Below are 4308 nucleotides of genomic sequence, written 5' to 3'. Positions count from 1 at the left end.
GGCGATTCCTGCACCAGCGACCAGACGATGTTGCCGGGCTCGGCGGAGCCCTGGGCGGTGCTGGTGCGCTCCTCATAGAAGATCGCCTTCTGGCCGACAGGCAGGGCGGCTTCCGCAGGCGCAGCCGCCGGCGCGGGCGGCGCGGCACCTGCCGGTGCTGGCGGCGTGCCGGCAGCATCGGCCGGCGCTGCAGGCGCTGCTCCGTTGGCAGGCGGCGTTGCGGGGGCGGCATCTGTCGCCGGAGGCGTAGTCGCGGCAGGCGTACCGGCGGCCGGTGCGGAAATCGCCGGTGCGTTCGTGGCCGAGGGCGGGGTGGGCAGCGCCGCGACCGATTCGCCTTCGCCGATGCCGCTGTGGCCACCGGCCGGACCCGGGTCGACTTCACCACCCTGCGGTGTCAGCCGCTGGGTGAATTTCGTGCTTTCGGCTTCCGTGCCGCCAGCCGCGGGCGCCGGCGGCGCTGCCGCGGCATCGGTTGCCGGCTTGGCCGGCGCCGGCTTCACGGGTTCGGTTTTCGCTACCTGATTGCCGCCAAGCCCCAGCATCTTGCCGAAGGCGTCCTTGTTCAGCCAGACGCCATAGCCGCCGCCGGCAACGACCAGCAGTGCGACGACGGCCGCGATCAGCCCGCCATAGCTGCGCTTGCGCTCGGCGGGACGCAGGCGCTGGAAGGTGTCCTGTACCGGCTCTTCATTGTCTTCGTTGCTGGAAAAGACATCGGCCTCGTCGTCCGCCTCCTCGGCGTTCATGCCTGGAAGAGGCGTGTCGGCGCGAGCCGGCTGGGCAGGCGCCGGCGTCGATCTTTGCCAGCTTGGCTCGACCTTGGCGGCAGGCGGCGGCGCGGGTTGATAGGGCTCGGGCTTGGCGACGGGCGGTGCCGGCCAGGCCGATTCCGCCTTCGCCGGCTGCCTCGTATGGCTTGGCTGGTTCTTGTTGCGATCGATCGACGAAAAAATGTGTTCCAGCTCCGCGAGCGGGTCGGTCTCCGGCACGCTCTTGGCATAATCGCGCTCGACGCTTGTAATGGCGTCTTCCAGCGAACGCATCTGCGTGGCTATGGCTTCGGGAGCCCACGGCGGCGAACGTTCACCAAGCTTCTTCGCCAGCATGGTGCGAACGCTGGCATAGATGCGCGTACGCTTTTCCGGCGTCTCGTCGCCATGCTTGTCGAGCGCGTTTTTCAGAATAGCAACGAAATCTGCCATGCTTCAGTCGACCTGTATTTTGCTTCCGCGCCGGCCCCCGCAAATCAGCCGCGATGCCCGGAAAGGCTTCAGAAACTAGTCTTGAAACGGATCGGTCACAAGTATCGTGTCGTCGCGTTCCGGGCTGGTGGAAAGGAGCGCGACCGGTGCGCCGATGAGCTCCTCGATGTAGCGGACATACTTGACCGCCTGGGCCGGCAGATCATTCCAGCTGCGCGCGCCGGCAGTGGTGCCTTTCCAGCCCTCGAGCGTCTCGTAGACCGGTTCGACACGTGCCTGCGCGCCCTGGCTGGCCGGCAGATAATCGATCATCTCGCCGTCGAGACGGTAACCGGTGCAGACCTTGATCTCGTCCAGCCCGTCAAGCACGTCGAGCTTGGTCAGCGCGATGCCCTTGATGCCGTTGACCGCGACGGCCTGGCGCACCAACACCGCGTCGAACCAGCCGCAGCGGCGCTTGCGACCGGTGACGACGCCGAATTCATGGCCGCGCGTGCCGAGGAATTCGCCGACCTCGTTCTTCTGCTCGGTCGGGAACGGACCCTCGCCGACGCGTGTCGTATAGGCTTTGGTGATGCCGAGCACATAGCCGATGGCGCCCGGGCCAACGCCGGAGCCGGCGGCAGCCTGTCCGGCAACCGTGTTCGACGAGGTCACGAACGGATAGGTGCCGTGGTCGATATCGAGCAGTGTGCCCTGCGCGCCCTCGAACAGGATGCGCTCGCCAGCCCGGCGCTTGTCGTCGAGGATCTTCCAGACCCGGTCCATATAGGGCAGGATGTCGTCGGCGACCGAGGTTAGTTCCTGCATGATCGCGTCATGCGTGACTTCCGCATGACCAAGCCCGCGTCGCAGCGCATTGTGGTGCGTCAGCAGCCTGTCGACTTTCAAGGGCAGTGTTTCCAAATCCGCCAAATCCATCACCCTGACCGCGCGCCGGCCCACCTTGTCCTCATAGGCGGGGCCGATGCCGCGACGGGTCGTGCCAATCTTCGTCCCGGAATTGGATGCGGCGTCCTCACGAAACCCGTCCAGCTCTCGATGCAGGGACAGGATAAGCGCTGTGTTTTCGGCTATTTTCAGGCGATCCGGCGCTACTTCGACACCTTGCGCCTTGAGTTTTGCCACCTCGGCGACGAAAGCGTGCGGGTCGAACACGACGCCATTGCCGATGATGGACAGCTTGCCCTGGCGCACGACGCCCGACGGAAGCAACGACAGCTTGTAGACCTTGCCGTCGACGACCAGCGTATGGCCGGCATTGTGGCCGCCCTGGAAACGCACCACGACATCGGCGCGCTCCGACAGCCAGTCGACGATCTTGCCCTTGCCTTCGTCACCCCACTGCGAGCCGACGACCACCACATTGGCCATGTTTCTTTTCCCTTGAGACGCCGCCAAGCGGCTTGAATATGGTTCGAAACGACAGGCCTCTATAACGTCAAGACCTCGCGAGCGCGACCTTTCTTTGCCGTCGAAAATGCCCTGAGGCACAACAATTTTCGGCTTTGACATCATTTACTTGGGCGAGCGAGGGCAATAGGCCGGCAAACACCGCAGCTCCGGCGACTGGAATCCCGCGATGCATCGAAGCGCCTACATATTCCTGCTGCTCACCACCTTGCTTTGGGGTGGAAATTCGGTGGCCGGCAAGCTGGCGGTCGATCACGTCTCGCCGATGACGCTGGTCTTCCTGCGCTGGGTGCTGGCCGTGGCGATCATGCTGCCCATCGGCTGGAAGACCATCCAGAAGGACTGGCCGGTAGTCCGCAAGCACTGGTTCGTGCTGGTCGCCCTCGGCGCCAGCGGCTTCACCCTGTTCAACACCATCTTCTACACGGCGCTCAACTACACGACAGCGATCAATGTCTCGATCGAACAGGCGGCGATGCCGATCCTGATCATGACTGCCAATTTCGTCTTCTTCCGCCTGCGCGTGAACTGGGCGCAGATTGTCGGCGTCGTGCTGACCATCGCCGGCGTGATCCTCACCGCCTGCCATGGCGACCCGCGCCGGCTGTTGACGCTGGAACTCAATTTCGGTGACGCCATCATGCTGGTCGCTGTCTTTCTCTACAGCGGCTATTCGGTCGGGTTGCGGCTGAAGCCGGTGATGCACTGGCAGAGCCTGATGCTGGCCCTGTCGGTTTCGGCACTCGTCACCTCGTTGCCGTTCTTCCTGTGGGAGGTCCTCGCCGGCAAGGTCATCATGCCCGACGCGCGCGGCTGGACCGTCATCGTCTATACGGCGATCGGCGCCTCGGTCGTTTCGCAGATCTTCTACATCAGGGGCAACGAGCTGATCGGCGCCAACCGCGCCGGCCTGTTCATCAATCTGGTGCCGATCTTCGGCACGCTGCTGTCGGTGCTGATCGTCGGCGAGACGTTCCAGCTCTATCAGGCGCTGGCCTTGGTGCTCGTGCTGGGCGGCATCGGGCTTGCCGAATACAGCGGGCGCAAGATGGCGGTGGCGGACCACCGCGGATGACATTTGGCGGCTGACGCCCTCCGCCGTCGCGGTAATCACGCGAACGGCCTGGACTTCGCCAATGGCGCGGAAACAGCGGCATGAATCCTGCCGCGTCCCCTACTTGGAACATTTCACCTCCAGCGGAGTTTGAACGCCAGGGAGGCGACATGATGAGCCACAACCCTCGCAGCACGGCAAGCATTGCTGGTCACCCTATCCACCCGATGCTGATTCCGTTTCCGATTGCCTTTTTTGTCGGCACCTTCGTTTGCGACCTTATCTTCTGGCGAACAGCCGATCCTGGATGGGTCACCGGGTCGCTTTGGCTTCTCGGCGCAGGCCTGATCATGGCTGCCCTGGCTGCGCTTGCTGGCTTGACGGATGTTCTCGGCGATGTGCAGGTCCGCAATCTCACGACGGCATGGCTCCATGCCGGCGGCAATGTAATCGTCGTGTTGATCGAGCTTTACAACTGGTACTCGCGGTATGCCGGCGGAGCGGCGGCCGTGATGCCAACCGGCATCGTCCTATCGCTGATCGTGGTTCTCATCTTGCTGTTTACGGGCTGGAAGGGCTGGGAACTGGTCTACCGACATCGCGTGGGTGTCTCCGATGGCTCGGACGCGTTGACAC

Annotated in this window: 4 protein-coding genes; 2 read left to right on the top strand and 2 right to left on the bottom strand. The window is 64.0% G+C overall.

What is annotated here, in order from left to right:
* The coding region (locus EN991_RS25230; protein ID WP_127369781.1) for a hypothetical protein at positions 1-1205 on the bottom strand (1205 nt) is incomplete at its 3' end.
* 75 nt (positions 1206-1280) lie between these two features.
* Positions 1281-2579 (bottom strand): adenylosuccinate synthase, encoded by a 1299-nt coding sequence (locus EN991_RS25225; RefSeq protein ID WP_024502931.1) that lies wholly within the window; start codon positions 2577-2579, stop codon positions 1281-1283.
* A 208-nt stretch (positions 2580-2787) separates the two neighbouring features.
* On the opposite strand from EN991_RS25225, the gene EN991_RS25220 reads away from it, so the two are divergent.
* A complete protein-coding gene (locus tag EN991_RS25220; RefSeq protein ID WP_127369780.1) occupies positions 2788-3693 on the top strand; it encodes a DMT family transporter in 906 nt (301 codons plus the stop codon).
* A gap of 152 nt (positions 3694-3845) precedes the next feature.
* Positions 3846-4308 (top strand): DUF2231 domain-containing protein (locus tag EN991_RS25215; RefSeq protein WP_127369779.1); only part of this gene is annotated, 463 nt, incomplete at its 3' end.

It is taken from the genome of Mesorhizobium sp. M7A.F.Ca.US.005.03.2.1, from assembly GCF_003997795.1.
Classification (GTDB): domain Bacteria; phylum Pseudomonadota; class Alphaproteobacteria; order Rhizobiales; family Rhizobiaceae; genus Mesorhizobium; species Mesorhizobium ciceri.
Note: the sequence above shows the minus strand (reverse complement) of the source record. Positions and strands in the feature narration are given on the sequence as shown.

Bases quoted from the DNA above. Each gene is read 5' to 3' on its own strand.
- EN991_RS25225 (WP_024502931.1), bottom strand. From the start codon at position 2,579: ATGGCCAATGTGGTGGTCGTCGGCTCGCAGTGGGGTGACGAAGGCAAG.
- EN991_RS25220 (WP_127369780.1), top strand. From the start codon at position 2,788: ATGCATCGAAGCGCCTACATATTCCTGCTGCTCACCACCTTGCTTTGG.